Below are 26,535 nucleotides of genomic sequence, written 5' to 3' on the forward strand. Positions count from 1 at the left end.
CCGTATTCATTTGAGCTTCCTGTTCTAATAATACAAGCTTCTTTGGGTAACACTTTAATAACCCACTCCCCAATTCACCCTCGTTTTGGTTACAACATGCGCTGAATCGGTTACTGCTCTTGCCCTGCCAATCATGAGCTTTGCCTTATAATTTAAAACACAAACAGCATGAAAATATTTGTAACAGGAGCCTCAGGTTTTATAGGGTCTGCAGTAGTAAGTGAGTTGATCAACTCAGGTCATCAGGTACTTGGCTTGGCTCGTAGCGAAGCATCTTCCATAAAAATAAGTGATGCAGGTGCTGAGCCTTTAAAAGGAGACCTTAAAGATTTGGAGAGCTTAAAACAAGGAGCATCACAAGCTGATGGGGTAATTCATACTGCGTTTATCCATGATTTTAGCCAATATTTAAAAGCAGGTGATATTGACCAAAAAGCCATTAAAGCCATTGGCGAAGTATTAGAAGGCACAAACAAGCCTTTGGTAGTGACCAGTGGCTTACTTGGTTTACCGCTCATCAATGGATATATTACAGAAGAGAGCATTTTACAGAATGGGCCACGAAGTTCTGAACCTACCACATTAGCACTTGCGGAAGAGGGAATCAATGCTTCAGTGGTTAGACTCCCTCCTTCGGTGCACGGTAAAGGAGACCAGGGTTTCATACCTTTCATTATCAATCAAGCTAAGAAAAATGGTATATCCGCATACCCCGAAGATGGCAACAACCTTTGGCCGGCCGTTCACCGGTTAGATGCCGCCAGGCTTTTCCGATTGGCAATAGAAAAGCCACATAAAGGTGCAGTATACAACGCGGTGGGAGATCAGGGAATTACTCTAAAAAGTATTGCTGAATTAATAGCCCAGAAATTAGATTTAGCCGCCACCTCAGTGAGTGGTGAAAAAGTTACTGAACACTTTGAATGGATGAGCAGATTTATTGGTTTTGATAACCCGGCAACTTGTGTAATTACGAGTCAACTACTCAACTGGCAACCTTCCGAAATTGATTTATTGCAAGACATGAATGAAAACTATTTCTAAATTAAAATAATTATCCTCCTTCAATTAGTCTAATTGAGGGAGGATTAACTATAACACCAACATTTCATAAATTTGAAATAATGAAAATCAAAGCCCCTATACATGTAAAAAGCATTAGTGAGTTTCATAAACTGAGGCGACTACCACCACCAGAGCATCCACTGATCAGCCTCATTGATTATGCTTCTATACAAACCCGTGATAGCGACGAGAGTGAGGCACTATTCTTTGATTTTTACCTTATTTCTATAAAGAAAGGCCTTACAGTAAAGCTAAAATACGGACAGCATACTTATGACCATGATGAAGGGGTAATGTCATTTATGGCACCACACCAGATACTAAAACTTGAAAGAATAAAAGGAGCCTCACCCCCGCGTTCTGGCTGGATGCTGCTCATACATCCTGATTTTATTTGGAATACCTCTTTAGCCAAAAACATTAAACAATACGATTTTTTCGGGTATGCTGCTAATGAGGCTTTATTTCTCTCTGAAAGGGAAGAAAAGATGCTTGATGGCATAGTACAAAATATTAAACAGGAGTACCTTAATAATATTGATAAATTCAGCCAAAACATTATAGTTTCTCAAATAGAAACCTTACTCAATTATTCTGAACGTTTTTATCAACGCCAATTTATTACCAGAAAAAAGGCAAGCCACCAAATATTAGAACAATTAGAAACCTTGCTTGAAAATTATTTCAGCAATAACAATCTGTTGGAAAACGGCCTACCTACACCTCATTTTGTTTCTGATCAACTTAATCTTACTACCAGCTATTTAAGTTCATTACTCAAATCACTCACCGGCCTGAGTACACAACAACATATACACCAAAAGCTGATTGAAAAAGCAAAAGAAAAACTCACCACCACACCCTGCTCAATAAGTGAAATTGCCTATGATCTGGGTTTTGAGCATTCTCAAAGTTTTAGCCGGTTTTTTAAACAAAAAACGAACATATCTCCGCTGGAATTTAGGAATTCATTTTTACAGAATTAACTAATAAAAAATTGACAAACAGAAAGTTACAACCTTAAAAGAATTATTATTGAGGTAAGCTTTTTAGGCATTATAGACCTCAATGATGGTTTCAATATATCCCTTTCTAATTTGGTTTGTATGTTCTATTTCACCTTTCGAAGTCTTAGCGATCTTATTCAATCGAAAACAATAGAATTATAACAAATAAAAGGGCTAGCAGAGCCGGTAATGCCTGTACAAAAAATATTTTCTTGCTAGCTGTAATCGCCCCAAATATTCCGGCAATTACAACGCACAGCAAAAAGAATAACCGAACATTAACCACCCACTGAATATCTGAAATGAAGAAAGTCCAAATTAAGCCGGCAGCCAAAAAACCGTTATAAAGTCCCTGATTGGCCGCTAATACCTTAGTTTTAGGAAATAAGTCTCCTGGGATTGACTTAAAAGTCTTCCTTCCTTTAGTTTCCCATGCAAACATTTCAATCCACAAAATATACAAATGCTCTAGAGCCACTAAACCAGTTAACAGGTGTGCGATAACGTTTATCATTGAATAGGTACTTAAATTGATTATATATCACATCAAGATAGACGAATAAATTAATATATGTACAAGCATTACTTTTAAATAACCAATAAGTTGCCAATCTCTATTTAATAATTGATCTCCAAAGGTTGTGTAAACCTGCATAGTAAAGGAAATGGTAAGTGATTGAAGAAACAGACAGACTTATCTGTATGTATATAATTCTGTATTTCTGCTGAATATGATTAACCATGAACTCACCAAGAGAACGAATTTTAGAAGTTACATCAGAATTATTCCATCAACAGGGGTATAATAGCACAGGCATAAATCAAATAATAAAAGAGGCCAAAGTTGCTAAAGCTAGCTTATACAGTAGACAGTCAATGGAGAAATAGAAATCTATTCATTAACGGTCGGGAAGAAATTACAGCCTTCCTGTCCAAAAAATGGCAGAATGAATTAGACTATAAACTCAAGAAAGAATATTGGAGCCATTCTGACAATAGAATAGCTGTACGCTTTGAATATGGATACAGAAATCTGAATGGTCAATGGTTTAGAGCCTACGGAAACGAAAATTGGGAATTTGATGAAAACGGTCTGATGGCAAAAAGATTTGCCAGTATAAATGATCTGGAAATGGCAGAAAATGAAAGGTATTTATAATATCTCTATCGGTCGTAGTGAAGGCTACGACCTACTTATTTTGCCTCGAAGTAATTATATTTTACCTTTTTATGTATGTAGAAATTGCCATTCTACCAGAACTTATAGAATTGGCTTTTTATGAAAGTGAGGGGGCGCCTCTAATGTGAAACAGTTATGGTATAACCAATATTTCTCAAGGAGACACCTCATATGCCCCAAATTCACTTTTATAATTATAATGACCTCATCCATTCATCCTTTTAAAGCGTGTTTCATTTTCAGGTTTACCGAAAAACCTAACTTCTTCCGAGCTTCCAAAGCCCACTTCCATTTCATCATTTACTAACCTATTCATTACGGAAAGGGTAAATTCTTTAACATCTACCCCATAAGTATGTAAGCCTTTGCCTCCCAAATCTGTATTTACTGCAGGTGGTATAATTTCAAGAACTCCAATACCCGAATTTTTGAGTTGATGCCTTAAAGAAAGTGTAAAAGAATGAATCCCTGCTTTAGTAGCACTGTAAATCGGCACGGCTGCATAAGGCACAAAACCCAGACCTGAGGTTATGTTAATAATATTAGCATTCGATTTTTCACGCAAGTGACTTAATAATAAAGCAGTTAGATGGATAGGCGCCTCCAGGTTGATCTGTATTTCTGTCTGTAAATATCCCCATTCCGCAGAGTGTAATTCATTGAGATTTATGAATTGTTGCATCCCTGCGTTATTCACCAAAATATTTAATTGAGGGAAATCTACCAAAATATTTTCAACTAACCGAACTCGTTCCTCTGCATTACTCAAGTCACACACCAGGATATGCAGATTCGGCATAGCTCCCCTGGCCTCTTCCAGCACTTCGGCCCTTCTGCCACAAATAATCACCTCACTACCATGATCATAAAAGTATTTTGCTATTTCCAGCCCTATTCCACTACCGCCGCCTGTTACTAGTACTGTGTTATTTTTGATATTCATTTTTGATTAGCTTTAATTAAAATCAATGACTGGCTCCACCATTCACTAATAGGTGCTGGCCATTAACAAAAGAAGATAAGTCACTGGCAAAAAATTCGGCTACATTGGCCACATCATCTACATGAGCCATACGTTTCATAGGGTTAGCCTCTATTAGCCATTCGATTGATGGTTCGTTATGATCCGTAAAAATTCCTGCATCACTTACTGCATAGGGTATGATAGAATTTACAGTAACGCCACGATGTCCTATTTCCTTTGCCAAAACCTCAACGAAATACTTAGGTGCAGTTTTACTACCTCCATAAAGCGCTACCCCCTCAAAAGGATATTCAGTAGTACTGGAAGATATATTAATAATGCGCCCTCCATCAGCAACATGCTTTGCCGCTTCCTGCAAGGTAAAAAATGTTCCTTTGGTATTAATGCTAAACAATTTTTCAAATTGCTGTTCAGTAATGTCATTTACGGGTACATCTACCAACTCTATTCCAGCATTGGCCACCACAATATCTATTTGATCAAAAACAGCTTTGGCTTCCTGAAATAGACGTTTTACTTCATGCGGCTTGCTTATATCTGCCTGAACAGCAATAGCCTCCACACCATGAGCCTTTATGACCTGCAAAGCCTCCTCTGCAGCAGCCTTATTATTAGTATAATTTATAATAATATTAGCCCCTAAGAAGGCATATCTTTCGGCAACAGCTCTCCCTAAACCACGACTAGACCCCGTGACAATGGCTACTTTATTCTGAAGTATTTTCATTTTAATTGATATTTTATTCGCGTCAAAATATTCTCAAGCAACTATTTTAATAAGCTAGTTGCTTGAGAGAATAATTACCTAACGCCATTAGAGATGAAAAAAATTAGGACATGCCTCCATTAGCTCCAATGCTTTGACCAGAAATCCATTTGGCTTCGTCCGTAGCTAAAAATGCTACCACTTGAGCTATTTCTTCTGGTGTACCTAATCGTTTATAAGCATTATTTGAGGCTATTTGCGCAATCAGTTCTTCTGATTTTCCTTTAAGGAATAAATCGGTACCTGTAGGTCCGGGCAGCACACAATTAACATTAATTCCTCTTGCACCTATCTCCTTAGCAAAAACCCTGGACAATTGCTCTACTGCAGCCTTGGTAGCCGAATAAACACCATAAGTAGGAAAAATAGTACGTGTTACGGTAGAAGATAGATTGATAATACTTCCATTATCAGCTAATTTGGTAGATGCTTCCTGCAAAGCATAGAACACACCTTTGAAATTGATATCGATTTGCTTTTCAAACTGATCTTCACTCAAATCTTTAATCATGGCATTGAGCATCACTCCTGCATTATTTACCCATATGTCAATTTTACCAAAATGACTAATCGCTTCATCAAACAAACGGGTTACATCAGCCCTTTTACTCACATCAGCCTGAATCACAACAGCTTCACCACCTTTTCCTTTAATGGAATCAAGCACTTCCTCCGCTGCCTCTTTATTACCATTATAATTAATTACTACTTTTGCTCCTGCATCCGCTAGTCTTAGCGCAATGGCTGCGCCTATTCCTTTTGAAGATCCTGTAACTACGGCTACTTTATTGGTTAGTGTACTCATCTTTATTATTGTTTAAATTTGATATTACAAAGATGACCATAGTAATCAGCATGGCTGATGCGAATAATTAAGGAAGACTTGCAAATATCTAAGGTGAGTTAAAAAAGATAGTTTTTACGGTAAGTAGCCGGGCTATCTCCGCTTTGTTTTTTGAAATAATTACTAAAATGAGCGCTTTCTAAAAAACCCATCTGGTTAGATATCTCCTTAATACTAAGTGAAGGGTTTTGGAGAAGAATTTTGGCCGTAGAAATGGCTTTTTCATTAATCCAGTATAGCATAGGCTTCCCTGTTTTGTTGCTAATAACATTAGAAAGGTAGTTTACATGCAGGTTTTGCTGATCAGCAAAATATTGTACCCGCATAGGTTGTTCCATTCTACCTTCCAAGACTTCCTTAAAATATTGCTCTACGTTTAATTTAAAATCCTTTACAATTTGTGAGCTGCGATTACCCTCATAAATAGGATTATAATCTAAGTAACAATACTCCTTAATTATCCATAATAAACCCACTAACAAACTACCTATAACCTTATTTTGAAACGCTGAAGGAGATAGAAACTCTTGCTCTATCAGGTTGTAAAGCCGCTCCACCCTAGCAAATTGATCTTGGGTTAACACCCTGGGCCGAACAGTTTCAGTTAATAAATATGGAAATTTCTCAAAGATGTCGCTATCTGTATATTCCTTCAAAAATGCCTCGTCAAAAGTAATAAGACGAGCATCCGTTAGCCGCGTCCACTCAAAAGTTCTGAAATTACCTGGGTTAGTAAAATATACAGTCCTGTTCTTTACCGGGAAGGCATGATCATCTATGGTATAACTTCCATCTCCATCTTTGCTAAAAAGAAAATTATAGTAATTCGGCCTAAAACTTTGTGTTCTATATGGTAGTTTTCTGATAGAATCCTGAACATGATGGATCGTAAATCCATTTACCGAGCTATTTGGAGTTTGCGTTATCCCCATTTTCTCGTAGAACTCATGTAAATTTTCAATACTATTAAGATCCGTCATTAATTCTTCTCTTTGGTTTAGCTATGAAAACCGAATTTAACATATAAATTTTACTAGCTTGGTGCAGCCTACTTCCGTCTAGTTGGTTTATTTTACCTGATTGACATCCTTTCCTACAGCTCCTTTATTATAATACAGCTATCCATCTGTGCTTACCTGAAATAAAAAGCACATGCTTATTATTTGAATTTCGTATCTTTGTTAAATGAACCACATTGAATCATTAGACGATTTTTATAAGCAGCGATTAAAAACCACTCCTAAACCTCTGCAAAATGTAATAGGACATTTTAATGTGTTTGCTTTTGATGATTTAACAGGATGTAGCATAAAACCTATTCCTTATAGCCGAAGGGGTTATTTTAAAATCAGTTTGATCAAGGGAAAGAATAAAGTTCATTATTCAGACAAAAGTATTAAAATTAAAAAACAAGCATTGCTATTTGCCAACCCACAGGTACCCTATAATTGGGAACAAATAAACAACGACCAAAGTGGGTTTTCATGCGTTTTTACAGAGAATTTCTTCCATCATTTTGGAAATCCTTTAAATTATTCTTCTTTTCAGCCTGAAGGTACTCCTATTATAGAACTAACAGACGAGCAAACCAGCTGGGCAGAACAGGTCTTTTCAGAAATGATCTCAGAGTGGACTTCTGACAATAAACATAAATATGATAAAATGCGAATGCTGGTATTTGAACTGTTATACCATGCTGAAAAACTACAACCTCAAAAAACAGACACAAAAAACCACACAAACGCTTCTCAAAAGATATCTACTCAGTTTTTAGAGCTATTAGAGCGTCAGTTTCCCGTTGAAGATGCCAGGATAGTTCCCTTACGGTCAGCCTCAGAATTTGCCGATAAGCTATCAGTTCATGTTAATCATTTAAACAAGGCCTTAAAAGAGGTTTTAAACAAGTCCACCTCCATTATAATACAAGAGAGAATGTTAGTTGAAGCTAAAATTTTACTTAAGCACACCAATAAAGATATCTCAGAAATTGCTTTTGCATTGGGATTTAAAGAACCCACCCATTTTCATAACTTCTTTAAGAAGCATGCCGAAATAACTCCAAGCCAATTTAGAATTGATTGATTCTCGTACTATTGAGATTGATTTTTGTTTAAAATCTGATGTGCCACCATTCTACCTTTGTACAACAAAATTTTCAGAAAAATGGCAAAAACAATTTTTATTACAGGAACTTCTTCAGGAATAGGAAAAAGAACCGCAAAATACTTCCAACAAAAAGGATGGAACGTAATTGCTACTATGCGAAACCCTGAAAAAGAGACCGAATTAACACAGCTAGATAACGTTACCGTATTACCTTTAGACGTTACTAATTCAGAACAAATCAAAACCACTGTAGCAAAAGCAGTTTCGTTAGGTAAAATTGATGTTGTACTAAACAACGCGGGTTACGGAACAGTGGGAGCTTTAGAAGGCACTACAGAACAGGAAATAGAGCAAGTGGTAAACACTAACCTGGTAGGGGTTATAAAGTTAACAAAAGAATTCATCCCTCATTTCAGAGAAAACAAAAGTGGTGTATTTATTACAATCTCTTCCATTGGTGGCTTAGTGGCATATCCTTTCTTTTCATTGTACCATACTACAAAATGGGCTATTGAAGGTTTTACCGAAAGCTTAGCTTTTGAATTAAATCAGTTAGGCATACAGATAAAAACGGTTCAACCCGGCCCTACAAAAACTGATTTCACAGGACGTTCTTTGGTTATTCCGGAACACGCTGCTTATGACGATATTTTTGACAGCTTCAAAAATATATTCTTTAGCGATGCTGTCTTAGATAATCTTGCTCCTGCAGAAACTGTTTCTGAAGTTATTTATGAGGCTGCTACTGACGGGAAAAACCAATTGCGTTATCTAGTAGGATCAGTTGCTAATGGTGACTACAACAAACGTTTAGAATTAGGAGCTGAAGAATTTCACAAAGATTTAGACAAAACCTTTTTTGGTGAATAATCAGCTTTAACAAGCTACCTTTAAAAGGTAAATTTTAAGTCACATTGGTACTTGAAATCTTCAGTATTAAAAGTAGGGAGATATTTCAAGTGCTTTAATGTGACTTTACTCCATGTTAGAAAAACTAGGTCAATCTTAGCAATGATAACCTACCCCACCTGGTAATCATGAAGATGATATGAAGAAGTAATTTTGATATTATGGAAATCAGACTGCTCTGGACAGCAGAAGCAAGTTCGAGATTGCTTCACTACACTTCATTAAGTTCGCAATAACCAGTTTTCTTTGGTCAGTTACGATCTTGCAGTACCGTGGTGAGGTAAAAGGGATTGAAAAGCAGGCTTTTCTCAAGTCCTTAGTGGCAGTTCAATGAGTACTCATGGCAACTGAACTAATTAAATGATTTTCTAAACTCCAGAGGGGTTTGGTTAGTATTTTTCTTAAATAATTTACTGAATGATTGAGGACGCTCAAAGCCTAGCTCGTAAGCAATCTCACTCACAGTCAGATTAGTAACGGTAAGTTTTTCTTTGGCCTTCTCTATAATTTTATTTTGTATATGCTGCTGCGTATTCTGTTTGGTATACATTCTTAAAACACTACCCAGATAATTAGCTGAGATATTAAGTTCTGAGGCAATCATGTTAACAGAAGGAATACCATTTTGTACTGATATATCTTTATCAAAGTAACCAGACAACACCTGTTCAAACCTGGCGACTAACTCCACATTTTTTTTCTTACGAGTTATAAATTGGCGTTCATAAAATCGCTCAGAATAGATCAGCAACATTTCCAATTGTGCCACAATCAGCTCCTGACTAAAACGATCTATATTAGATTGATATTCCCGTTCTATATTCTTAAGAATCTCTACAATAACTGCCTCCTCCTTCTCAGAGAGGAACAGTGCCTCATAAGCGGCATATTGAAAGAAATCATATGACTTTATTTTCTTAGCCAAAACAGTACCGAAGAGAAAATCAGGGTGAATAAGTAACAACCATCCGGATGGCTCAACCTTCACTTTAGGGTTCATCTCAATTTTGAGAAACTGCAATGGTGATACAAAAGTGAGCACCCCAGCATCAAAATCATAAGATTGCTGCCCGTAATTGAATTTGGCATTAACATTTCGCTTCAACCCTATTGAGTAAAAACTTTGTATCCACTGTAGTTCATGATCATTAACAGGGTATTTCACCTTACTATAATCTATTAGACTAATTAATGGATGCTCAGCCGCTGGCAGGTTACAGAAATGATGAAATTCAGATATTGAGTTGAAACGAAATGCCTTTTCCATAAATACTAATTCATAAATTTAAAGCTCTTTGTAGAAGATCATACCTCCATGGTATAATATTCCATTTTTAAACTCGCCATCAGCAGTAAAGCCAGTGTCATCTTTATAATCGATGTGATTCCCCGTTACTCTATAACTTCCCTGATAAGCACTTTTTCTAGAGCCACGAGCTTCATCGTATCTCATTGTTTGCAACAGTTCATGACGAATATGCCCATCTTCAGTTACCCACATACCTAAATACTCCTTGGTTTCTTCTATTGTTTTTTCCATTGACTTTAATTTTCTTGAAATCAAGCTTCAACTTAATATGCTTTTTGAGCCGTAGGTCTCACCACCAATTCATTTACATCTACATCAGTGGGTTGAGCTATGGCAAAGGCAACGGCTTTAGCTATGGCCAAACCTGGAATAGTATCTTTTCGGAACGATTCAATCGCCATTTTCTTTAATTCCGGATCTGATATCGTATTGGGTAGCTCTGATTCTGTAGCTCCCGGTGCCACTAAAGCCACACGTATATTTCTACTAACTTCTTGCCTAAGACCATCTGAAATGGCTCTTACCGCAAACTTAGTAGCACTATAAACTGTAGAAGTAGGCCCTACCCATCGATCACCTACAGAAGTGATATTGACAAACTGCCCACTGTCTTTTGATTCAAATACAGGAAGTGCCGCTGCAATACCATGCAAGACACCTTTTACATTTACATCTATCATCTGGTGCCATTCTGCTATTTTGTAATTATTGATCATAGATAAGGGCATAAGTCCGGCATTGTTAACAAATACATCTAACGTGTCGTACTTGTCAATAGCATATTCTACAAATGCCTTTACATTATCGGGTTGAGTCACATCCAAACTAGTATAAACTGCCTCCCCGCCATTTTCCAGGATCGAATTAGCAATTACCTCCAGCTTTGCAGTTCTTCTTGCTCCTAATACCACTTTAGCCCCTAAGGAAGCTAAATGCCTGGCAATTGCCTCACCTATACCACTGCTAGCTCCTGTAATAGCTACTACTTTACCTTTTACATTTTCCATCTTTTATTGATTTTTTGTTAAAAATGATAATGCAAAAGTGAGGGAAGGTAGAATCAAAAGAGTCGCTCAATCCGTGTTGGATGTATCCAAATCGTGAATGACAGTAAATTACGGGACTTTAAGGAAACGAATTTCGAAATATAAACAGTCGCAAGGCTACAGCTTCTAAAAGCAACCATATATTTGAAAAGCCTATGCTAATTAAGTATATGGATGTCTCCTTTAGTACATGACTCCGGATTTTTTGAGTTAGTTTCTGATAAAAAGTTTTATTACCAAAGAAGTGATTAGTCATAACTCTATCACGTCATCCCGGCCGCAACGAAGTGAAGAGCCGGGGTCTCGCTGTTCTGATAACACTAACCGAACAGTGAGATTCCTTATATCATTGCGCTATGCTCCATGATTCAGGAATGACGGCTTTTATTTGCTAATTAGTGTGTGTGACCTGCTTTTCACAACTGAATCATAGCAGGTGCTACGATCCATATATTGCTTGAGCATCCGCTCAAATTCTTTTCTTTATGTAGAAACACGTATTCATGAAATACTGCCTGTGTAGTGTAGCCTTAGCCATTAACTTATCTTATTCCAACAAAACACCATGCAGAGCATGGCGGGAACGAAGCACAAACGGACACTTGCCACAAAATAAAACTCAGACAGCCCTCATAGGACTGAAGTTTGCAGCAAAATTTAATGTAAAAAATACTTTAAAGTAAAAACTAATGAGCCAAGTCGAATCAAACACCTCATCTGTAAAAAATGCTGCAAAAGGATTCTTTCAGTCCTTTCGTGAATTAACCACTTGGAAGCCAGGAGATAGTTTCTTAACTAAAACAGGGAAAGTGCTCCTACATATTGTGGGTATTTTCCTTCTCATTGCCCTAAGCCCTGTCCTTTTATTTTCTCTTATTGTGGCCTTTTTAATAGCATTATGATCAAGAGATTTCTCCATTATAGCTTTTTGGTGCCACTTGTAATCTTTTTAAGTCATCAGTTGCTCGAGGGCATTTTTAAAATTAGCGTCCCCTTCATTGATTATTACGTGGATCCATTTTGCATGAGTGCACTCGCCCTACACCTACTGGCGGCAGAACGATATTGGTTTTTCGATCAATATATGCATACCATTGACATCATTATTACCACTGCTTTTTTAGCAATCGTATCCGAGGCATTATTTCCTTATCTGTCAGATCGATTCGTGGCAGACGTTTTAGATGTATTAGCTATTATTCTTGGTTCTTTATGGTATGTAATAACCAGACCACATTCTCATATGCCCGAATAAGGCACAAGTGGACACTTGCGCCAGGTTTTATAAATCTTGGAACAGTTTAGGGTTTCAGTTTCATGTCCACCAAAAACCAAATTAGGTTTGCAGTTTAAGGCAATCTCTCAAAAGAAGGGGACAAGTTTCACACTCTATTTCACATTATTGATTTTTCAAATAATTGTACTCCTCCCTTTAATATCAATAACCTAATATATCACTTCACCACAATCCCATATTTAAATAGCAGTCCGGCTAGTTCTGATTGAGAGAATTGTGCTTTTTTCAGTCTGTTATTTTCGGGGTCTATCAAAAAATTGAAGGAGGTGCTTAAGTCGGCCTTTTCCAGGTTAGTTCTGTCAAAAGTGGCTCCGGCGAAGTCACATTCATAAAAAAGGCTTTCTGACATGTCTGCTTCTACCAGGTCTACCTCGTACATAGAACAGCGTATCAGCCGGGTTTTCTTCAGGGACTTTTTATAAAAAGAGGAGAAATTTAAAATACAATCTTCAAAGGCCACTTCAAAAAGGAAGTCATTACACTCATCAAAGTGTGCTCCTATAAGCTTGCAGTTTTTAAACCGCACTTCGCGCATGGCACTATCAGTAATTTTTATGTTGCTCAGGTCACAACCGTCAAATTCACAATCTACAAAGGTAATTCTACTCAGATCAGCTCCTGCAAATGAACACTGATGGAAACTACACTCTTCATATTCTATGGCTTCAAGGCCTGCAGTAAAATCTTCCTTATTAAAACTCTCCTCTTGAATGGTATTCATTTATATCTATTACTTATTGTATATTATGCTTACTTCACAAAAACACATAGCTCCAGCAAGCATTTTCGCTCCGGATGCTCCTGCCAGTTACTATGATAAATTTCAAAACACGGTCTTTCTGCCACCTGATAGTCATTGGCATTAAGCCACATAAACATGCTGGTCCAGGCTTTTTCCAATTCATCTACTACCAGCTCCAACTTAGCTACCATGCATTTCCCGCCATCAAAATCCATTTTGAGCACCTCTCCTTCCTGTTCTATTTCCTCATTCAAAGTAATAGCCGCACTAAACCGGGCATTTTCTGCAGGAGTAATTTTCAAACTATCATGATATATCAGCATCAGTTTAGTGCTGGGAAAATCCAGCACGTTTCGTTTATCTGCCCATGATAAAAGCTTGCTAAAACTATCGCCTATATTATTACAATCACCAATATGACTAACATAAGCCAATAGCTCTTTTTCTCTATCCAGCAGCCGTATGTCGGCCGCATTAATAAACCATTCTAATTGTTCTTCCATACGGTAAAGGTAAGCTTCAAAAGAAAGTGGCTCTTGTCCGATCTTGCTATGATCTATTTTGGCATATCTATCCGGACTGGCCTCTCTAAACTGGGAGGGACTCGCACCATAATGTTTTTTAAAAGCCTTAGAAAAGGCAGCATTATCAGCAAAGCCCACCTCATAAGCAATATCCGTGATAGAAGTATGAGATCGCATGAGTAGAGCGGCAGCTTTCTCCATTCGGCGTCGCTTTACATAGATCAAAAAAGGCTCCTGGATGAGTGCTTTGAATATGCGGTGGAAATGAAAAGGAGAATAGTATGCCTGGGCGGCCACCTCATCAAGCGTCAGTGATGCTGATAAATGATCATCAATAAACTGGAGGGCTTTTGAAAGGCGCGAAAGGTACTGATTTATCTGATCATGCTGCTTCACGCCTTTAAATTATAATTTAGTTTCAAGGGAGACAAACGGTCTCCCTTGAAACTAAATTCTTTGTTAGCCTATTCACTCCTCAACGACTTCACCGGATTAGACCGGGCGGCTCCCCAGGCCTGATTAGCCACAATGATAACGGCAAAAGAAAGGGCTATAAAGCCTGTAAGCGGAAATACCCACCAGTCGATATTGGTACGAATAGGGTATCGGTCTAAGTATGAGTTAAGAAGCCACCAGGCCAGCGGAGCCGAAATTATAAATGAAATAATTACCAACCTGGAAAATTCACTTGAAATAAGTGCCACCAAACTGCCTACCGAAGCCCCAAGCACTTTTCTTATGCCTATTTCTTTAGTGCGTTGCTCAGCTGTGAAGCTTGCCAGGCCAAACAGTCCTAAACCAGTTATAATAATGGCCAGAATAGCAAATATGCCAGCTAACCGACTGGTAAGATTAATAGTGGTGAATTTCTTAGCAAAGTCTTCATCTACAAACCGATATTCGAACGGATAGGCAGGGTTATGTTTCTCAAACACACCCTGCACCTGAGCTACAGCGGCCTTTATGTCATCTGTTTTGCTCAGCCTTACGGTAACCAAATTATTACTCCAGTCCTGATCTATAATAATAAACATCGGCTTTATTGGGGCGTAAGGAGAGCCCATCAAGGTGTTATCTACCACGCCTATCAAGTTTCGTTTATCACCCCAAAGATCCAGCTGAGTGCCGATAGGTTCTTCCAGTTCCATGAGATCTAATGCTGCTTTATTAATTACTATTGCCGATGAATCACTTTTAAAATCTTCAGAAAAATCCCGCCCTTCAAGCACTTCTATCCCCATGGTTTTGGTATAATCATACCCAGCCGCAATGGTGGTAAAAATCACTTTTAAATCCTCTGGCTTTCCGGGCCAGCTCATAAAGTTGTTAGAATTAATAGATGTAATGGAGCTATTGGACTTGGTTACCGACTCTACCACCCCAGAACTTAGTAATTCCAATTTCAAAGGCCTAAAGTTTTTAATCATCTCATTATTCATAGGTATGGATAGTAAATTCTCCTGATCATACCCCAAGTCACGACTCTGCACCAATTGTATCTGTTTATAAATAACAGCGGTGCCTATAATCAGCAAAATAGCAAAACCGAACTGCAGCGTCACCAATACTTTCCTGGGTATACTACCATTTTTACCGACCTTCACTTTTCCTTTGAGCACTTTTACAGGCTGGAAAGAAGAAAGGTAAAATGCAGGATAACTGCCTGCCACTACTCCTACTAGTAAAATAAATGCCACGGTAACCATCCAAAATTCAGCAGAGAGATATTCAATAAACAATTGCTTTTCTACCAGCTGATTGTACAAAGGAAGTATCAGCTGAGCGAGTAAAATGGCCAGCACATATGAAATCAAGGTGATAAATATAGATTCGCCAATAAACTGAAGTACCAGCTCCACTCTGCCAGAGCCTACGCTTTTTCTCACCCCCACTTCCTTAGCTCTGCGCTCAGAACGTGCGGTGGCCAGGTTCATGAAATTAATACAGGCTATTAAAACAATAAAAACGGCTATTATGGTAAAAAGCTTCACATAATCGTTCATGCCGCCTTTAGCCACACCGTTTTCAAAATTAGAGTTGAGGCGCCAATCATCCATAGGGTGTAAAAAGAATGATCGGGGCATATCATCCTGTCCATTTTCTGTTAGCAATGGAGCTACCGCTTCATTTGCAGCCAACTCATGCGCAGGATCATCTAGCTCCACAAAAATCTGAAACGAGTAATTTCCCCAATTGTCTTCATTGTTTCCCACCCAGGGTTGTATCATGGCCTTAAACTTCCAGGGATATAGGTATTCAAATTCAAAGGAAGAGTTATCCGGGATGTCTTTAAGAATTCCGGTAACTTTTAATTCATGTTCATCATCAATTCGAACGAGCTGTCCCATAGCCTCCTCATCGCCAAATAATGACTGAGCCAAAGACTCTGTTATTACTATAGAATAAGGCTCATCAAGCACGGTAGAAGCATCACCTTTTATAAGTGGAAACTCAAACATATCCAGAAACTCCTCACTCACAGCGTATCCATCCTTATTAAAACGGGTGTCTTTCCAGCTCAGCAAGTGGGTACTCCCCCAGCCTGTAACTGCAGAGTTTACAATATTGGCCTGTCGGTTTTTAACGGCCTCATAAGTGGGCAGCGGCACCGACCTCCAACTATTCATTTTACCATCAAATTCGGCATTAGCCCAAACCTGATATAGCCTATCATGCTTAGGAATAAACTTATCGAAAGAAGTTTCATGTTTTACCCAGAGTAAAATAAGGATACTGCAGGCAATACCTATAGCCAGACCTGTAATGTTGATGAATGAATAAACACGATTTTTTAACAGGTTGCGAATAGTTACTAGTAAGTAGTTTTTGAGCATGGTAATTGATTTTTAAGGTATACTCAAGATTTCCGAAATGGTGACAGTCCAACATTCAAAAAATCTTAAATCGTCCAAAAGACCAAGCCCAAAACAAAAGGTTGCATGCTGATCAGCACGAACATCCTTTTACCCTATTATGAGAATCAAAATATTGATATATAAAGATTGCGGTTTTATTTAAAATTAGTCTAAATAGTTGCTCTTGTCTTTCATCCACCATACATTTGTCATTGTTTAGAATAAGTTTAAATAATGGTATGGTTTATATAAAAATAGCTAATGAAGAAGGCATATTTATCTACGAAGTAAATCCTGAAACCTACACTGCTACCAGAGGTGCTGAAATCACATCTGCTGCAGCTGTATTCGGACTCTTTGACCTTAGACCATAATTTATCTATAGCAACTATCACAACCTGTGATTAATTTCGCAGGTTGTTTTAATATTTTATAATGAAAGCACACAAACTAATCCTTTTACTATTACTTATCACTTCTCAATCTGCCTGTGCCCATTATTTATGGGTAGAAACCAATGAAACTGGCATAAAAGGCCAAAAACAAGAAGTGAAAGTTCATTTTGGCGAGTATACTTATGGACTTATTGAAGACCCTAACGGAGAAAACTTCGCTGGTGTCAAAAATTTCGAACTATGGGTAGTAGCCCCTTCAGGCAAAAAGCAAGCTATAAAAACCAGTGCCAAAGAAGATGCTTTTATAGGCTCTTTCACTCCTGATGAAAATGGCGTTTACACAGTAGTGCTAAACAACAAAGAAATTGATGTGATAGATTATACTAAATATGACTTTGGTATTTTCAGAACACATTATCACTCTACCGCTAAGGTAATAGTAGGTGGCGAGGTAAAAAGCTCAGCTTCTACTAATGATACCGGCCTGGCTATAGTCAACCTCAGCACTGAAAAAGCAAAAGAAAACGCCGAAGTTTCACTTCAGGTATTATACAAAGGTGAGCCTCTTAACAAACAGGAAGTAGATATTTATATAGCTGACCTATGGAGCAAAAAACTCACTACTAATGAAGAAGGAATAGTAACTTTTAAACTTCCTTGGGCTACCAAATACACTGTAGAGACCACTAAAAAAGAAGAAACTCCTGGCACTTACAAAGGAAAAGATTTTGAATTCATCTGGCATTGCGCCACTTACTGTATCGCTTTATAAGGCAATATGATTACATTAAGCATAATATTAACTTTCATTGGTTTTTGGTGCTTTTACCAAAAATCTAACCGTGCAGAGCTGGCAAAACCCAATGGCTTTGAGAAATGGATACGAGGCCATAAAGAACAGAGCTACATTATAGGGCTATTCGGTCTGGTATTAGGTTTTGTCTTCTGCCTGTTCTCCTTCGGTGTTACCTCTGGTATATTTACTTACCTGATTACCCTCACGGTAATAGCCAGCCTAAGCATAATTCTGGGGCCTTTGGGCTATCTTAACCGCTGGAGCATCAGCATTTTTTTCGTTTTAGCCTTAATTTTTGAAACTACCTTTTAATGCCAGCCAATAAGAAATACCTCAATCCTTCTTTTCACCAGCGGTTCGCTAAAATCACCGCTGGCTTTATTGGAGGATTTTTAATCACCAGCATTTTATTTCTATTATTCGCTTTAATAGTGGATCATGCTGCTGTTTTTATGACCTTAAAATTTGCAGGTTTCATAGTATGGTGCGTACTTATGATCCTGCCTTTTCTCTTTAAAAATGGCTGGAAGGCATGGGCCATATATCTGGCAGCCATTATTGTACTGGGAGCCTTATTCTATTTTTTAAAGCCTTCACCTGAACTATTATCTGCCTTATGAGTAACCGCATATATAACGTCCTTTTTCATACCCATACCGTAAGCGGACTGGTAATCAGTGTAGCCCTTTTTGTTATTTTCTTCGCCGGTTCTATCAGCTTTTTCAGAGATGATATTGTAAACTGGGAGCGACAACAGCCCATAGTGAATAACACTCAAATGGATGTGGATTTTGATACCATGCTGGATTCCGTTGCCAACTCTAACCCGCTGTATGGTAGAGATATTACGCTTAGGCAGATCCATCAGGAACGCAGAGTAATGGTATCAATTACGCCATCAAAAGATACCACTGCTGCAGAAGCAGCTCAAGGCAGGGCCTTTTTCTATCAAGATCCGGCAACACAAAAGAGCTATAACTACTTTCAGGACATTACTCTGGGAGAATTCATCTATAGACTACATTTCTTCGCTCAGCTCCCCTACCCCTATGGTTACACACTGGCTGGGTTTGTCTCCTTCTTCTTTCTGTTCGCCATTATAACTGGTGTTATCGTACACTGGAAAAAAATTATTAGCAACTTCTACCTTTTCAGACCCTGGGCTAAGCTAAAGACAGTATGGACGGATGCGCATACCGCATTAGGATTAATAGGCCTTCCTTTTCAATTTATATATGCCGTTACCGGAGCCACACTCATTATTGGTTCCACTATTATGCTTAGCTCCGCCACCTCCTTTTTTTATGATGGCGACAGGCAGCAAATGTTTGAAGACTTATCTACTGATGTAGAAGCATTACCGTTCACCAATACACCTACTGCCTACACAGGCTCTATTAATGCCCTGGTAGCACAGGCAGAAAGCCAGTGGGAAGGCGTGTATGCTGATAAAGTGCTGATTCAAAACTATGGCGATGCAAATATGCAAGTGGCCGTAGACGTGAAACCAGTTAATAAAAAGCAGTTTTCAGGATTGGGACAAGTAGCCTTTAAAGCGAACAGCGGTGAAATCACCTTCAAAAGAACTCCTTATGGAGAAACTCCTTATATAGCCAGTGTTCAGGATTTCCTGATAAAGCTGCATTATGGGAATTTTGGTGGCTACGCACTCAAAATCATTTATTTCTGCTTCGGTATTATTAGCTGCTTCGTTATTCTTTCCGGAGTACTCATATGGGTTGAAGCTCGCGATAAAAAGAGTAACACCCCATTTAAAAGAAAAGCAAATGAATGGGTAGCCAGTATTTTTATGGCTATTTCACTGAGCATGTATCCGGTTACAGTGATAAGCTTTTTGGCTGTAAAGTTATTTAAAGATGTAAATGATCCCGCTCCGCACGTTTTTCTTTACAAAGTATACTTCCTGAGTTGGTTGGTGCTATCCATTTTGTTTTCTATCAAAAAGAATAACTATTTCACTAACAAATGGTGCCTGATCTCTGGTAGCATTTTAGGTTTTATGGTACCGATAGCCAACGGCATAGTTACTGGCGATTGGTTATGGACTACCTTTAATGAACAGCAAATACAAATATTTGTGGTAGATGCCTTTTGGTTGACCACTTCAATAGTGACCCTTATCATCTGTTTTAAATTAAAGCCTGGCAAAAAGAAAACAGTAACCTCAACAGAAAGCACTACAAAAAAGACAAAACCTAAAAAACAGTTTAAGCCTAAAGTGAAAGCAAAAGCTGTTTAGCAAGAAATCTCTCCTCTCTCAGGTTCCTGCAGAGTTACCTGAGAGAGGAAATTAACCCCTCCCTCCTGTACATATAAAAGGCTTATTTTGATAATTATGATTCATTCTTTTCATAAGTCTTAGCTCTCATTTCTCCATAGTTGCTTCTAAAGCACTCAAAACCAATCCAACAGACTGATTGACAATATTTTGAGTAAATATTCCTATAAATCTATCATGATTAATAAACAGATAAATTTCCGTTTTTAAGAGATCAATTATTCTCCCACCTTGAAGCTTCACCATAATGACTGACTATGAATAGATTAGACGGAAAAGTAGCTTTAATAACCGGAGGAAATAGCGGAATAGGTCTGGCCACGGCCAGGCTTTTTGTACAACAAGGAGCTAAGGTGGCCATTACTGGTCGGCGGCAGGTAGCATTAGATGAAGCCATGGCACTTATCGGAGAGAATGCTATTTCTATTTTAGCAGATGCCTCCAGCATTTCTGCCAATAAAGAGGCCATAAAGCAGACTGTAGAAGCATTTGGCAAGATCGATATTCTCTTCTTAAATGCAGGAATAGCCAAGTTCTTACCCATCAGCCATATTTCTGAAGAGCACTTTGATGAACATTTTAACACGAATGTAAAAGGGCCATTTTTCACCATAAAAGAAGCCTTGCCTTACATGAATGATGGCGGCACCATTATTAGCAATACTTCTGTAGCCGGCGGTAAGGGATATGTAGGCACTAGTGTATATGCCGCCACCAAAGCCGCCTTACGCTCTCTAAGTAGAGTCCTGGCCAATGAGCTGGCAGCTAAAAACATCAGAACCATGAGCATAGCTCCAGGACCAGTAACCACGGCCATATTCAGTAAAATGAAGCTCAGTAATGAAGAGTTCGATGTGATGGAACAGCAGTTTTTAGATCAGGTACCGCTGGGCCGCTTTGGCTCCTGCGATGAGATAGCTGAAACCGTGCTCTTTATGGCTTCTGATGCGGCCTCTTATATAAATGGAATAGAGCTGAATGTAGATGGAGGCATGAGTCAAGTATAAGAAAAAGGCTGTATCAAAAGTAATTTTCAAATCATCCCTTTTGATACAGCCCATCAATTACTCCTCCATAGTAGCGAGATTACTCAATCAGCTATATTGGGGTAATAACAGCTGGATAGTAGTGCCTACTTTGGGTTCACTGGTAATACGCATTTCTCCACCTAGCTCATCCAGCAATTCCTTAACTATGTATAAACCAATGCCTACAGTCTTGTAATCTGCATCAGCACTATAAAAAACATCAAATACATTAGGAATAGCATCCTTTTCAATACCAATTCCATTATCATCGATTTCCAGAATAATGTAGTTATTCTGTTTTACTGCCGTAAGTGTCATACGGTTAAGCTCTTTGGCGGTATCTTTAAAAAGCATACTATTTCTAAAAATATGTCTTAATATCACCTTCAACACTTTTACATCCCCCTGCCAGGTAAGATCTTCTGAAATGTTATTTACCATTACAACATCAAAAAAGCGACTTTCCAGCAATTCGAACCATACATTAGTAGTAAGCAACCTGAGGTTAATAACATCACTGTTTACTTCAGAAAGCTTCAATTCTGCCATTTCTTTTATACAATGGCTTACATAACGCATTTGCTGCGTTTGCGACTTAATTTCTCTGTATTGGAAATTCCGATACTTAGCACACAACGCTTCATTCTGCATCAGATTAGTCATACCATCAATAGATTGAATTTTTTCATTCAGGTATTTCGTAAATTTTAATGCAAAAGAATTGGTGTCTATTTTAGGCATTGACATAGCTTCTGCAGTTAGGTTTTTCACTCCACTGCTCACCCAGCTTCTATGCTTACTGAGTGCTTGTTTCACCACATCTGGTAAGAGATCAAGATCTTTCTTAAGAACATAGTTATCCACCCCTAGTGCTAACAGTGACTTGGCTGTCTCCTCAGGCAGCGTGCCAGTAACCACTAAAAAAGGAACACTTCTGCGTTCTTTATGGCAAATCTGCAAAGCATCCATGCTGCTAAAATTTGCCATAGCATGATCCGAAATAATCAAATTAGGATTTGATTCATGAAGGGCGTCCAGGAACTCATCCCTGGTGTCTACACAATGTAGAGAGCAAGGAATCTGATTCTTTTTCAGAATCCGTTCCATCAAATAGAAGTCGTCTTTAGAGTCTTCTATTACGAGAATATTTATAGTTTCCATGACCCATTAGTAATTAGTAGTAGCGTATATATACAAAACTATTTCTTTGTTAAAATAATTTCCATAGGTACATACACGTATTTATACAAATTAAAATTATTTTAATTCAAATTAATTACTGATAAGAAAATTAATCGACTGATTATCAATAAATTACATGAAATGAGCAAAACTGCCACCGCGAAACAGAGAAGCTAAAACCCTGATTTTGAGCCGTAATCAGGTAAAAATAAATTTATGATTTTTGTCAGGATTTTGAGTTACTACCAATGAATACCCTATGATCTATATTTAGACTTTGAAAAAGGAAAAATGAGACTATTTAGGAGGAGCTATCACTCCCCTTCCTTCACCCCAAAAATAGTCTCGAGTTTAGATTTTGTATTTCCATCAGAGATAAGGATAAGGTAATCTCCGGCATTAATGATCTGCCCTTTGTTAGGGTTCTTTATGATTTGTCCGTGGCTCACCATACCAATGGCTACTGCATTAAACTTCTCTTTGAGTTCATGAAAAGCATCCATATACTCCGCCCCGGCCAGCTTATTATCTTTCAAAATTCTATATTGCTGAATATCAGAATCAAATCCCGAGATACTGGTTGTAATAAGGTCTTCAGTATAAGAAGCCACAAAAGGCTCAAATATATAGCTAGCCACCAGGCGAGAGGCTACTTCGCTCTGCGAGATGACATAGCGAATGCCTGCATTCACAAAAGTATCTTTGAGTTCCGGATTAATACAGGTAACTACAATATTACTATTAGGATATGCCTTTTTAAGGTTAAGCACAAATACCAGCGTTTTAGTATCTTCTTCAAAGTTTACAAATACGCCTTTAGTCTTTTTTATGTTCACCTTTTCATAGGCTTCCATATTATAATAATCAGCAAACAGGCAGAAGCAATTATCTCCCGGAAACACATCTTTGATCAGGTCTACATCTGCTTTTGAGTTAACTACAAAAGCGATTTTATGGCCAGAGTTAAATATTTGCTCTGCCACCTGCCGACCAAAGGGATTCCAACCAATGATGATATAGTGTCCTTCAAAGTCTGTACCCCAGAAACCATATTTTTTCTTTTCCATATACCGATTAAATTTACTGGTGATTTCGCCTATTACATAGCCTAATACGCCTATACTACCTATAATTACAATTAAACCTACCACTTTCCCTATTGGTGTAACAGGATAAAAATCTCCGTACCCCACGGTGGTTAGCGTAACTATAGCATACCAAAAGGCATCTGAAATACTCTTAATATTAGCATCTGGCGATTGTTGTTCTACCACCCCGATCAGGCAAATAATGCCGATGTAGGCTAATGATGCTAATATGTAGTATTTCCATTTTTTCATCTATTGCTTATTTTTATCATGAAGACCCCGGACAACTCTCAGTCATCTCAGGGGTTTCCCATTTCATTTCAAAATCCATAAACTGAACCTGCTCTTTAAACAGGTTAGTCTTCTCCTTGTTACAGCCGCTGAGCTCTATATAACTCCAGCCGTTTTGAGGGAAAGTGTGAATAGCCAGGTGAGATTCTGCCAGCAGCCATATAGCCGTGTATCCCTGAACCGGAAAGAAATACTCCGAGAAGTTAAGCACTTTAAATTCAGTGCTATTGAGCAACTTATCAAAAGTAATTTTCAAATATTCCGGCTCTATGGTCTTTACCCATAACCTAAGGCTGTAGATATGCGCCGTTAATGATTTATGTTCTGGTGTAATATGCTCCATAGCTTCGGTTAGTATAAATCCCAGTTTCCTTTTAAGTAATATTTATAAAGCACCGGATCATGTATTCGGTTAATTTTAACCGGCCCCTTATTGTCTCCTACATAAATATCTTTCCCAAATGAGGTGATCAGCTGCATGGCTTCGTGGTCTATCCACTGAGTATCTACAGAAAACTGCAGTTTTTGAAGTGTACCTTTCAGATCATCATAAGGACTGGCTTTTTGACCTAAACTCCACCCCCATTCGCCCATAGTAACTACCTGATTATGCAATGGAACAGTGTTAAAGCCTGCCTCTTTCATAGTCTTTACTATGCACTTAAAGGCTTTAGTCGCAAAATAAGGACTTCCGGCCTGAGTTACAATTACTCCCTGAGGCCTGAGCAACTTATAACAGCTTTTATAAAACTCATAACTATACAGCCTGCCTAGCTCCACAGTACGAGGGTCTGGCAAGTCAATAAAAATAGCATCATAAAAAGAGGTATCCTTTTGAATATACTGATAGCCATCTGTATTAATCACCTTTACCTTCTCATTATCAAGAGAGTTATGATTCAGCTCTTTGAGTATAGGGTTATTTTGCCCTAACTCCGTCATAGCAGGATCAAGATCTACCAAAGTAATATTTTTAACGCTAGGGTACTTCAGAATCTCTCTGGCAGCACAACCATCTCCACCACCTAATATCAGCACGTTTTCAGGGTGCGGATGCAAGGTGAGTGCCGGGTGCACCAAAGGCTCATGGTACATCACTTCATCTCTGGTAGAAAGCTGCTGATTACCGTTTAGGTACAGCCAATAATCATCTTTCCACTGAGTCATTACTATTCTTTGATAGGCCGTCTGCTCAGTAAATATTACCTTATCTTTATATTTAGACTGTTCTCCATATATAATAATAGGCTTGGTAACTAATGACCCTACCACCAGAATAACTAAAATGGCTGAAGCCGAAGGCAGTAATACTTTTTTATCTGAATCGCTCATCACCTTTCTTAAAGAAATAATTAAAGCTATAGCTACCAGAAGATTTACCAACCCTAATACAAATGGCGTATACATAAGCCCTAATACAGGCAAACCTATAAAAGCAAAGAAAACACCTCCTAAAAGGCTTCCATAATAGTCATTTTCAAGTATTCCTGAAATATTATACTTCAGCTCTTCAAACTCATTATTGATACGTACAACCAAAGGTACTTCCATACCTATGAGTGTGCCTATGCCTATAGACAGAACATATATCAATGTTTCATATGAAGTACTCCATGCTGACATGGTATACACCGAAAGTGGCGCAAAAGAAACCAATAATGACAAGGCAAACTCCACAAATAGAAACCATTTAAGCAAATGCTGATTAAAGGCTTTACTTATGCGGCTACCAACCCCCATGGAGAAAAGCATCAGCGAGATAATCATAACCCACTGAAAAATAGAATCTCCTAAAAAATAGGTAGCGAGTGTAGAAAGTATGTATTCGGCTACTACGCCTGAAAAACCAGTAGCAAAAATGGCTGCTTTTAAAAGCGTTGATCTACGACCAAGCATATTTTTAATCCGTCCCTCCAATATTTACAGTCCCTCTTTTACTATTACAAGCACCAGGTAATCAGCACTGAACCTCCTATATAAGCAAAGGCCTCTACTATGGCTGCTCCAATATTTGGCTTCTCCTGATTGATAATCTCATCAGTTAAATTCTCACCAGGCAGTAAAATTTTATCTGTAATATACCGCATTACAGGTAGTAATATTAGACCAACTACTACTTCTAGTCCAGCTTCAGAAAGGGTGGCTCCCCAGCTCTCAAACTCTCCCATCAGGCCAAATTTGATAAGGTTACCCATAGCTACTAACGCTCCTGCAAAACCAATACCCACAGCCACATTATCTTTTTCTATATGCTCATGGATGTCATAAGGAGTGATCAGGTTATATACCCAACCAGTAAGTAAAAGGGCTAACTGCCCCAAGAACCAAAATGCAAGCGCTGAAATAATTCCCGCAGATATGCTGCTGCTTTCTCCGGTTACGGCTCCAAATATTATAAGACCTGAAGCTATAGAAACGGCTCCTTCTACTATTCCTGTACCCTCATTCTGATCCTCTATTATTTCCTTTCTTACAGAAAAACGACTGAGCAACACCCTATCTGTAATAATGATAGAAACATTGAGCAATACTATAGCTAAGGCTCCATAGATGGAGATAACGATGACATCATTCCAAAGTCCTTGAGACGGACCAACAATAGCACTACCAATGGCTATAAGTAATCCCACAAAATAGCCTACATGTGATAAGCTAAAAGCCAGATTATCCTTTTTAACCAGCTCCTCTTTTACGTTGATGGTATTATGTATTAACTGATAGACAAACTTGCCTATTAAAAAGAAAATGAAAGCCAGTGCTATGTATATAATGGCCTCATATACAACAAATGAAAATTCAGAGAGACTCATAAATTATTATA

Annotated in this window: 29 protein-coding genes; 13 read left to right on the forward strand and 16 right to left on the reverse strand. The window is 38.2% G+C overall.

Annotated features, from left to right (window positions below; genetic code table 11):
* Positions 1–168: 168 nt before the first annotated feature.
* The gene (locus LVD15_RS00370; protein WP_233778327.1) at positions 169–1,044 is read left to right on the forward strand and encodes an SDR family oxidoreductase; all 876 of its coding nucleotides are present in this window, start codon (positions 169–171) and stop codon (positions 1,042–1,044) included.
* A gap of 80 nt (positions 1,045–1,124) precedes the next feature.
* A complete protein-coding gene (locus tag LVD15_RS00375) occupies positions 1,125–2,051 on the forward strand; it encodes a helix-turn-helix domain-containing protein (RefSeq protein ID WP_233778328.1) in 927 nt (308 codons plus the stop codon).
* 154 nt (positions 2,052–2,205) lie between these two features.
* On the opposite strand, the gene LVD15_RS00380 is transcribed toward LVD15_RS00375, so the two are convergent.
* The gene (locus LVD15_RS00380; RefSeq protein ID WP_233780919.1) at positions 2,206–2,583 is read right to left on the reverse strand and encodes a DUF1304 domain-containing protein; all 378 of its coding nucleotides are present in this window, start codon (positions 2,581–2,583) and stop codon (positions 2,206–2,208) included.
* A 230-nt stretch (positions 2,584–2,813) separates the two neighbouring features.
* Here LVD15_RS00380 and LVD15_RS00385 point away from each other — a divergent pair, with 230 nt between their 5' ends.
* Positions 2,814–2,960 carry a TetR/AcrR family transcriptional regulator gene (locus LVD15_RS00385; RefSeq protein WP_233778329.1) on the forward strand — a complete coding sequence of 49 codons (147 nt, stop codon included), beginning with the start codon at positions 2,814–2,816 and terminating at the stop codon, positions 2,958–2,960.
* Positions 2,917–3,231, forward strand: a complete 315-nt coding sequence (locus tag LVD15_RS00390) for a DUF1348 family protein (RefSeq protein ID WP_233778330.1) — start codon at positions 2,917–2,919, stop codon at positions 3,229–3,231. The genes LVD15_RS00385 and LVD15_RS00390 overlap by 44 nt, the downstream gene beginning before the upstream one ends.
* A 226-nt stretch (positions 3,232–3,457) precedes the next feature.
* On the opposite strand, the gene LVD15_RS00395 is transcribed toward LVD15_RS00390, so the two are convergent.
* The 4 genes from LVD15_RS00395 to LVD15_RS00410 form a co-directional block, all read right to left on the reverse strand.
* Positions 3,458–4,195, reverse strand: a complete 738-nt coding sequence (locus tag LVD15_RS00395; RefSeq protein WP_233778331.1) for an SDR family oxidoreductase — start codon at positions 4,193–4,195, stop codon at positions 3,458–3,460.
* Between the two features lie 22 nt (positions 4,196–4,217).
* On the reverse strand, positions 4,218–4,964 hold the full coding sequence (locus tag LVD15_RS00400; RefSeq protein WP_233778332.1) for an SDR family oxidoreductase: 747 nt from the start codon (positions 4,962–4,964) through the stop codon (positions 4,218–4,220).
* A 103-nt stretch (positions 4,965–5,067) separates the two neighbouring features.
* Positions 5,068–5,808: an SDR family oxidoreductase gene (locus LVD15_RS00405; protein ID WP_233778333.1), complete on the reverse strand. Its 741-nt coding sequence runs from the start codon at positions 5,806–5,808 to the stop codon at positions 5,068–5,070.
* A gap of 98 nt (positions 5,809–5,906) precedes the next feature.
* Positions 5,907–6,827, reverse strand: a complete 921-nt coding sequence (locus LVD15_RS00410) for an AraC family transcriptional regulator (RefSeq protein WP_233778334.1) — start codon at positions 6,825–6,827, stop codon at positions 5,907–5,909.
* A 205-nt stretch (positions 6,828–7,032) separates the two neighbouring features.
* Here LVD15_RS00410 and LVD15_RS00415 point away from each other — a divergent pair, with 205 nt between their 5' ends.
* Together LVD15_RS00415 and LVD15_RS00420 are read left to right on the forward strand one after the other, a co-directional pair.
* Positions 7,033–7,929 carry a helix-turn-helix domain-containing protein gene (locus LVD15_RS00415; protein WP_233778335.1) on the forward strand — a complete coding sequence of 299 codons (897 nt, stop codon included), beginning with the start codon at positions 7,033–7,035 and terminating at the stop codon, positions 7,927–7,929.
* 81 nt (positions 7,930–8,010) lie between these two features.
* Entirely contained in the window at positions 8,011–8,823 is an 813-nt protein-coding gene (locus LVD15_RS00420) for an SDR family oxidoreductase (protein ID WP_233778336.1), read from the forward strand.
* Between the two features lie 391 nt (positions 8,824–9,214).
* Here the strand turns inward: LVD15_RS00420 and LVD15_RS00425 are convergent, their stop codons facing one another.
* The 3 genes from LVD15_RS00425 to LVD15_RS00435 are packed head-to-tail and all read right to left on the reverse strand — an operon-like array spanning position 9,215 to position 11,178.
* The gene (locus LVD15_RS00425; protein ID WP_233778337.1) at positions 9,215–10,129 is read right to left on the reverse strand and encodes a helix-turn-helix domain-containing protein; all 915 of its coding nucleotides are present in this window, start codon (positions 10,127–10,129) and stop codon (positions 9,215–9,217) included.
* A gap of 18 nt (positions 10,130–10,147) precedes the next feature.
* Positions 10,148–10,402: an Atu4866 domain-containing protein gene (locus LVD15_RS00430; RefSeq protein ID WP_233778338.1), complete on the reverse strand. Its 255-nt coding sequence runs from the start codon at positions 10,400–10,402 to the stop codon at positions 10,148–10,150.
* A 32-nt stretch (positions 10,403–10,434) separates the two neighbouring features.
* Positions 10,435–11,178, reverse strand: a complete 744-nt coding sequence (locus LVD15_RS00435; protein WP_233778339.1) for an SDR family oxidoreductase — start codon at positions 11,176–11,178, stop codon at positions 10,435–10,437.
* 1,063 nt (positions 11,179–12,241) lie between these two features.
* Between LVD15_RS00435 and LVD15_RS00440 the strand changes: the two genes are divergently transcribed.
* Positions 12,242–12,472 carry a hypothetical protein gene (locus tag LVD15_RS00440; RefSeq protein WP_233778340.1) on the forward strand — a complete coding sequence of 77 codons (231 nt, stop codon included), beginning with the start codon at positions 12,242–12,244 and terminating at the stop codon, positions 12,470–12,472.
* A gap of 199 nt (positions 12,473–12,671) precedes the next feature.
* On the opposite strand, the gene LVD15_RS00445 is transcribed toward LVD15_RS00440, so the two are convergent.
* The 3 genes from LVD15_RS00445 to LVD15_RS00455 form a co-directional block, all read right to left on the reverse strand.
* On the reverse strand, positions 12,672–13,235 hold the full coding sequence (locus tag LVD15_RS00445) for a pentapeptide repeat-containing protein (RefSeq protein WP_233778341.1): 564 nt from the start codon (positions 13,233–13,235) through the stop codon (positions 12,672–12,674).
* Between the two features lie 29 nt (positions 13,236–13,264).
* Complete coding sequence (locus tag LVD15_RS00450; protein WP_233778342.1) at positions 13,265–14,176, reverse strand: AraC family transcriptional regulator; 912 nt, start codon at positions 14,174–14,176, stop codon at positions 13,265–13,267.
* 68 nt (positions 14,177–14,244) lie between these two features.
* Complete coding sequence (locus tag LVD15_RS00455; protein WP_233778343.1) at positions 14,245–16,614, reverse strand: ABC transporter permease; 2,370 nt, start codon at positions 16,612–16,614, stop codon at positions 14,245–14,247.
* Positions 16,615–16,874: 260 nt separating this feature from the next.
* On the opposite strand from LVD15_RS00455, the gene LVD15_RS26775 reads away from it, so the two are divergent.
* The 6 genes from LVD15_RS26775 to LVD15_RS00480 all read left to right on the forward strand — a co-directional run bounded on the left by LVD15_RS26775 (position 16,875) and on the right by LVD15_RS00480 (position 21,132).
* Complete coding sequence (locus tag LVD15_RS26775; protein ID WP_255763351.1) at positions 16,875–17,009, forward strand: DUF4374 domain-containing protein; 135 nt, start codon at positions 16,875–16,877, stop codon at positions 17,007–17,009.
* Between the two features lie 61 nt (positions 17,010–17,070).
* Positions 17,071–17,802, forward strand: coding sequence for a DUF4198 domain-containing protein (locus tag LVD15_RS00460; protein ID WP_233778344.1), 732 nt, complete (start codon positions 17,071–17,073; stop codon positions 17,800–17,802).
* A gap of 6 nt (positions 17,803–17,808) precedes the next feature.
* On the forward strand, positions 17,809–18,138 hold the full coding sequence (locus tag LVD15_RS00465) for a hypothetical protein (protein ID WP_233778345.1): 330 nt from the start codon (positions 17,809–17,811) through the stop codon (positions 18,136–18,138).
* Positions 18,138–18,446, forward strand: coding sequence for a hypothetical protein (locus tag LVD15_RS00470; RefSeq protein WP_233778346.1), 309 nt, complete (start codon positions 18,138–18,140; stop codon positions 18,444–18,446). Before LVD15_RS00465 ends, LVD15_RS00470 begins: the two co-directional genes overlap by 1 nt.
* On the forward strand, positions 18,443–20,086 hold the full coding sequence (locus tag LVD15_RS00475) for a PepSY-associated TM helix domain-containing protein (RefSeq protein WP_233778347.1): 1,644 nt from the start codon (positions 18,443–18,445) through the stop codon (positions 20,084–20,086). The genes LVD15_RS00470 and LVD15_RS00475 overlap by 4 nt, the downstream gene beginning before the upstream one ends.
* A 296-nt stretch (positions 20,087–20,382) precedes the next feature.
* Positions 20,383–21,132, forward strand: coding sequence for a glucose 1-dehydrogenase (locus tag LVD15_RS00480; protein WP_233778348.1), 750 nt, complete (start codon positions 20,383–20,385; stop codon positions 21,130–21,132).
* A gap of 87 nt (positions 21,133–21,219) precedes the next feature.
* Here LVD15_RS00480 and LVD15_RS00485 read toward each other — a convergent pair whose 3' ends face one another.
* From LVD15_RS00485 to LVD15_RS00505, 5 genes are all read right to left on the reverse strand, one after another.
* Positions 21,220–22,314 (reverse strand): ATP-binding response regulator, encoded by a 1,095-nt coding sequence (locus LVD15_RS00485; protein WP_233778349.1) that lies wholly within the window; start codon positions 22,312–22,314, stop codon positions 21,220–21,222.
* A gap of 335 nt (positions 22,315–22,649) precedes the next feature.
* Positions 22,650–23,675: a potassium channel family protein gene (locus tag LVD15_RS00490; protein ID WP_233778350.1), complete on the reverse strand. Its 1,026-nt coding sequence runs from the start codon at positions 23,673–23,675 to the stop codon at positions 22,650–22,652.
* Positions 23,676–23,691: 16 nt separating this feature from the next.
* Entirely contained in the window at positions 23,692–24,057 is a 366-nt protein-coding gene (locus tag LVD15_RS00495) for an S-adenosylmethionine decarboxylase (RefSeq protein WP_233778351.1), read from the reverse strand.
* Between the two features lie 8 nt (positions 24,058–24,065).
* Positions 24,066–25,610, reverse strand: a complete 1,545-nt coding sequence (locus tag LVD15_RS00500; protein ID WP_233778352.1) for a polyamine aminopropyltransferase — start codon at positions 25,608–25,610, stop codon at positions 24,066–24,068.
* A gap of 44 nt (positions 25,611–25,654) precedes the next feature.
* Positions 25,655–26,524: a DUF350 domain-containing protein gene (locus LVD15_RS00505; protein ID WP_233778353.1), complete on the reverse strand. Its 870-nt coding sequence runs from the start codon at positions 26,522–26,524 to the stop codon at positions 25,655–25,657.
* Positions 26,525–26,535: the final 11 nt, after the last annotated feature.

The organism is Fulvivirga maritima (genome assembly GCF_021389955.1).
In the GTDB taxonomy this organism is placed as follows: domain Bacteria; phylum Bacteroidota; class Bacteroidia; order Cytophagales; family Cyclobacteriaceae; genus Fulvivirga; species Fulvivirga maritima.